This is a genomic window from Pseudomonadota bacterium (genome assembly GCA_011049115.1).
Taxonomy (GTDB): domain Bacteria; phylum Desulfobacterota; class Anaeroferrophillalia; order Anaeroferrophillales; family Tharpellaceae; genus DSCM01.
The window spans coordinates 1-5,029 of the sequence record DSCM01000136.1; the positions used below are offsets into that span (position 1 = coordinate 1).

A 5,029-nucleotide genomic window follows, 5' to 3' on the forward strand; every position below is an offset into this window, starting at 1 on the left:
ATCGTTTGCAGCAGGGCCAGGCGGTTTTCCCGGATTTGCGGATCGTCAACCATGACCATGACCTCATCGAAGAAGGTGTCGATGCTGGTTTTCATCTCGGCAATCGTCGCGAAAGCCTGGTCATAGTCCTCTTTCGCCAGATCCTTGTTCAGCTTTTCAGAAACCATGGACCAGGCCTGATAAAGCTCATTTTCCGCTCTTTCGCTCAGTTTTTCCGGAAACAAGGGATGAATGTTTTGTTCCTTGCGGGTAATATTCATGATCCGTTTGAAGGCCGTCAGCAGGTCGGCGAAATCATCGCGGCGTCGGAAACGCTCAAGGGCGCTGATCTTCTTGTGGGCGATGACGATATCGTCAAAACCCACGCTCAAAATCGCGTCGATTACCCCGCTGGGAATCCCGGCGGCGGACAGATTGTGGAAAAAACGTCCCTTGATGAAATCATGAATCTCGACGGCGACCTCGAGAGCCGGTCTTTCAAGTTTGTTCTGCAATCCGGCCAGGGCCTCGGCGATCAGCTTACTCAGGCTCAGACGGTAGTTTCGATCAAGACAGATATTGATGACGCCCAGAGCCTGGCGCCGCAGAGCGTAAGGGTCGGCGCTGCCGGTTGGTTGCAGGCCGATGCCGAAACAGCCGGCGATGGTGTCGATCTTGTCGGCGATTCCGACCAGGGCCCCGCAGTCATTACTGGGCAGGGCGCCGCCCGCGCTGGTCGGCAGGTAATGTTCATAAATGCCGATGGCGATTTCTTCGGGTTCGCCGGCGGCGCGGGCGTATTCTCGGCCCATGATGCCCTGCAGGTCGGCGAATTCATAGACCATGCTGCTTTCAAGATCGGCCTTGCAGAGTTGAGCGGTGCGGCTGACCGCATCCAGCTTGGCGGGACAGAGTTTTCGCGCCAGTTTTTCGGCCAGCGCTCGAAAACGTTCCATTTTTTCGTAGGAAGTGCCGAGTTTGGCTTGAAAGACAACCCCGTGCAGACGTTCGCTGAAGTCTTCGAGTTTAACCTTCAGGTCTTCGCGATAGAAAAAGCGGGCGTCATTGAGACGGGCCTGCAGCACCCTTTGATTGCCGCGGGCGACAATTTCGGGATCACGGGCGGCGGTGTTGTTGACGGTGATGAAATTGGCCTGCAGGCGACCGCTGTCGTCCCGCAGGCAGAAGTATTTCTGATGGTGACGCATTACCGTGATCAGCACCTCTTCCGGTAAGTCAAGATAATCATGGGCAAAGGATCCGGCAATCGCCTGCGTATATTCGACGAGGTTGGTAACGGTTTCCAGGAGTTCCGGATCTTCAATGATCCTGCCCTGCAGCCGGGTTTCGATCTCGCTCAGCTGGCTGAGGATGATCTGTTTGCGTTCCTGCTGGTCGACAATCACACAGGCCCGGCGGCAGAGATCGATGTAGGCGTCGGGGTGACTGATTGTAAATTCGGCCGGAGCCATGAAACGATGGCCGCGGGACCGGGCTCCGCTGGTGACCCCGGCGCAGTTGAAAACGATGACTTGGTCCCCATAGAGGGCTACGATCCAGTGGACCGGGCGGGCAAAACGCGCTTCCAGATCGTGCCAGCGCATCGATTTACGGAAAGGAATCGCCATGATGTATTCGGGCAGAGCGGTGGTCAGTAGGGCGATGGTCGGTTCACCGAGTTCCCGTTTGCGAACGCAGACATATTCGCCTTTTTCGGTGGTGACGATTTCAAGCTCGTCCGGGCTTACCCCCTGGCTTTTGGCAAAACCGATGCCGGCCCGGCTGGGCTGGCCGGCATCGGTGAAAGCGACGCGGCGGGCCGGCCCCAGTTTTTCGACCACGCGGTCTGGTTGACCGTTGGCCAGGCCGCTAACCATGAGAACCAGGCGTCGCGGCGTGGCCATGACCCTGATGGTGGTGTAATCAAGGCGCAGGCGGTTTAACATTTTTTCCGCCTCGCTTTTCATATCAAGCAGGGCTTTGCTTAAAAAACCGGCCGGAATCTCTTCCGTGCCGATTTCGAGAAGGAGGTCTTGGGTCATTTCCTGATTACCTTGTGGGCTACTCCGCAGTCGATTGCAGGCTGAATTTGTCGGGTTTGGCGCGAGTTGACTTGCCTTTCGCCTGTCAGCCCTGCGGAGCCAGTAATTTTTTAATTTTATTTTCCATCTGTTGGCCGATTTCGGCATTGAAACCGACGACTTTGAACTCTATGGCGGAGTCCTGATTGAGCAGGATGATGGTCGGCAGTGAAGAGATATTGCCCAGATCCCTGGTAATCGGGTTATTGGCTCCGAAGACAATCGGGTAGGGAACCTGGTTGCGTAAGACGAAGCTTTCCACCTCGCTTACGCCCCCTTGATCAAGGCTGATGCCGATAACCTCTAAGCCCTGTTTCCGGTAGTTTTCGTAAAGCGTGGCCAGATGTGGGATCGCCGCTCTGCAGGGGGCGCACCAGGTCGCCCAGAAGTCCAGCAGGACGACCTTGCCCTTCAGGCTATCACGGGTCAAGGTCTGATTGTCGAGCGTGGTCAGGGTGAAATTCGGCACTTCTTTCGGTACCTTGGCTTTTTGCGCCCCATCGTCGCAGCTGAGAAGGAACAATGCGCTCAGCAGCATCAGGCAGACGCCAAGCACTGCCTGCGCTGGCTTTATGGGCAAGGAAAATCCGGGCATTTTTCTGTGCTCCCTGGTGTCTTTTCATTGTGTTCGCGAAGATGGCTGAATAGTTACACCCGCGTTTGCACGCCGCCGCCGTAAAGACAGGCGGCAGGCTTTTTAAATCGCTGCGATCATCTTTTCCAGATTGTTTTTGGACGTCATACCGACAACCTTGTCGATTTCCTTGCCTTGTTTGAATAGAATCAGGGTCGGAATGCCGCGTACGCCATATTTTGCCGGGGTTTTGGGGTTTTCGTCGACATTGAGTTTGACGACTTTGAGCTTGTCTTGGTTTTCCCCGGCGAATTCATCCAGAATCGGAGCAATGGCGGTGCAGGGGCCGCACCAAGTTGCGAAAAAGTCGATCAGGATCGGCAACTCTGAATCTTTCAGCAGTTCGGCGAAACTTTCATCGGTGACTTGAGTTACGTTATCTGACATCTGGTTCTCCTTTTTACAGGTTACGGGGTAAAATGAATCAATGATTATTGATATTCGGTTATATCCGGCGGAAATTTAATGCCGTCAATCGGAATGAACTGCTTGTGACCGCGAAATCGTATCCCTGGCTGGTCCTTTCGATTATGAACAAACAAACAAACGCATAAGAATCGGAACTGTTCAGTCCTCCCGGAAAATCTGGGGACGCGATTCCGGTTTCCTGCTGAAATCCGATCAGGTCACCGCTTCTCCTGATTTTCGCGGCGCAAAACAGGCTGAAATCAACTATGTCGAAGCGCTATTAATGCGGGAGCCCCGCAACCCAAAGGGGTTTGACGGACCGTACCTAATGTGGGAATAATCCCGCAACCCAAATGATTTTTCACGGTCTGTACCTAATGGTATTTCCGTTGGTCACAAATAAGTACTCTGATCAGAACATTTTCTTGTTTTGTGGTTGAAAAAATATTGAAAAAACAGAAAATAACCTGTAAGGTACTGAAAATCAATGTTTCCGGCTGGTAATGTAGTCGGTTATAAAGTGCAGGGCATCCTTTTCCGCAGAGGCCGGAAATTTACTGAGAATCATGTGGGCCCGGTGCAGGTAACTTGTGGCCTGCTCCCTGGTGTACTCAAGGCCCCGGTGCTTTTTCATCAGGTTGAAAACCAAAGCGAAGTCGTCCGCGCCGACGTAGTCGGCCGTGATGGTTTCGCGGATGCGTTCCCGGTCGGCCGGGTCGCACCGTTCCAGGGTGTGGATCAACGGCAGGGTTACCTTACCTTCGTCAAGGTCGATGCCGATCGTTTTGCCGAGTTCTTCTTCCCTTGAGCTGTAGTCGAGAACATCGTCAATCATCTGAAAAGCGCGACCGAGACAATTTCCGAATTCTTTCAGTTTTTCCTGAGTGGTCTGGTCGGCGCCGGCGAGAATGGCTCCGGTTTCACAGGCGCTGGCCATCAGAATCGCGGTTTTACCATCGATAATTCGAATGTAGTCGGCTTCGCTGATGGAAACATCGGCGGTTTTCATCAGCTCAAGGATCTCTCCTTCGGCCAGTCTGCGGGTCGCGGTCGACAAGGATTTCAGAATTGCCGGCGAACCCATGTCGACCGCCAAATCGAAGGCCATGGCGAAAAGGAAATCACCAACCAGAACCGAAGCCTCATTGCCCCAGATGGTGTTGGCGGCGGCCAGGCCGCGCCGCATGTCGGCTTCGTCGACGACATCATCATGCAACAGGGTGGCGGTATGGATGAATTCAATTACGGCGGCCGGCAGGCTGCCTTGTCGGCGCTCGCAGCCCAGCAGCCCGCAGGTCAGAATCAGCAGGGCTGGTCGTAGGCGTTTACCTCCGCTCAGAATGATGTGCTCGCCGATTTTAGGAATCAAGGCGATGTCCGAACCCAGGTAGCGGGTGAAAGCGGCTTCGGTTTCTTTGAGTTCGTTTTCAATAAGGGCAAAGACTTGGTTGATGTCGGTAAATGATGTCATTGCAGAAGAAAGCCTGTGCTCAAGAGAGGAAAGGTTTGAAAGAGATTCCGCTTTCACAAAGCCCTTTCGAAACCTGCCTCGGCGGTTTCGAAAGTCTGTCAGGAACGGTTATCTATAGCTTAAAAGAGCTGCTCTGTCAAAAAAAAATAGTAATTATTCAGCCCGCTCTGGAGAAACTGGGGATATGACCTGATTTCGCAGGAAATCGGGATTGTGTCCCCAGCTTTTCCAGCTTTCCGCAAGAAATAAGTATTATGTTCCCAGATTTCCATGTCCCCAGATTTTCAGGGGTCGTGTCCTCAGATTTTTCGCTGATTTAATCGATTCTGTGGGAAATAAGTATTTTGTCCCTATATTTTTTCATAGATTTTTTCTTTATATCAGAATGGGATTTCCGACCGTGATTCCGGGGGAGCCGTAACGGCGAGCGGCCAGTAACAGGGTCGCCGCCCGGTC

Annotated in this window: 4 protein-coding genes; all 4 read right to left on the reverse strand. The window is 53.2% G+C overall.

The annotated features are described in order from the left end of the window. Nucleotides 1–2,021, reverse strand: a 2,021-nt coding sequence (locus tag ENN66_11840; protein HDS17274.1) for a glycine--tRNA ligase subunit beta, incomplete at its 3' end; no start/stop codon positions are given. A gap of 85 nt (nucleotides 2,022–2,106) precedes the next feature. Beyond that, nucleotides 2,107–2,655, reverse strand: a complete 549-nt coding sequence (locus tag ENN66_11845) for a TlpA family protein disulfide reductase (GenBank protein ID HDS17275.1) — start codon at nucleotides 2,653–2,655, stop codon at nucleotides 2,107–2,109. Nucleotides 2,656–2,757: 102 nt separating this feature from the next. Continuing rightward, nucleotides 2,758–3,081 (reverse strand): thioredoxin, encoded by a 324-nt coding sequence (gene trxA / locus ENN66_11850; protein ID HDS17276.1) that lies wholly within the window; start codon nucleotides 3,079–3,081, stop codon nucleotides 2,758–2,760. Nucleotides 3,082–3,586: 505 nt separating this feature from the next. After that, nucleotides 3,587–4,573 (reverse strand): polyprenyl synthetase family protein, encoded by a 987-nt coding sequence (locus tag ENN66_11855; GenBank protein ID HDS17277.1) that lies wholly within the window; start codon nucleotides 4,571–4,573, stop codon nucleotides 3,587–3,589. Between the last annotated feature and the right edge of the window lie 456 nt (nucleotides 4,574–5,029).

Coding starts and splice junctions, on each gene's coding strand:
- ENN66_11845 (HDS17275.1), bottom strand. CDS start 2,655: ATGCCCGGATTTTCCTTGCCCATAAAGCCAGCGCAGGCAGTGCTTGGC.
- ENN66_11855 (HDS17277.1), bottom strand. CDS start 4,573: ATGACATCATTTACCGACATCAACCAAGTCTTTGCCCTTATTGAAAAC.
- trxA (HDS17276.1), bottom strand. CDS start 3,081: ATGTCAGATAACGTAACTCAAGTCACCGATGAAAGTTTCGCCGAACTG.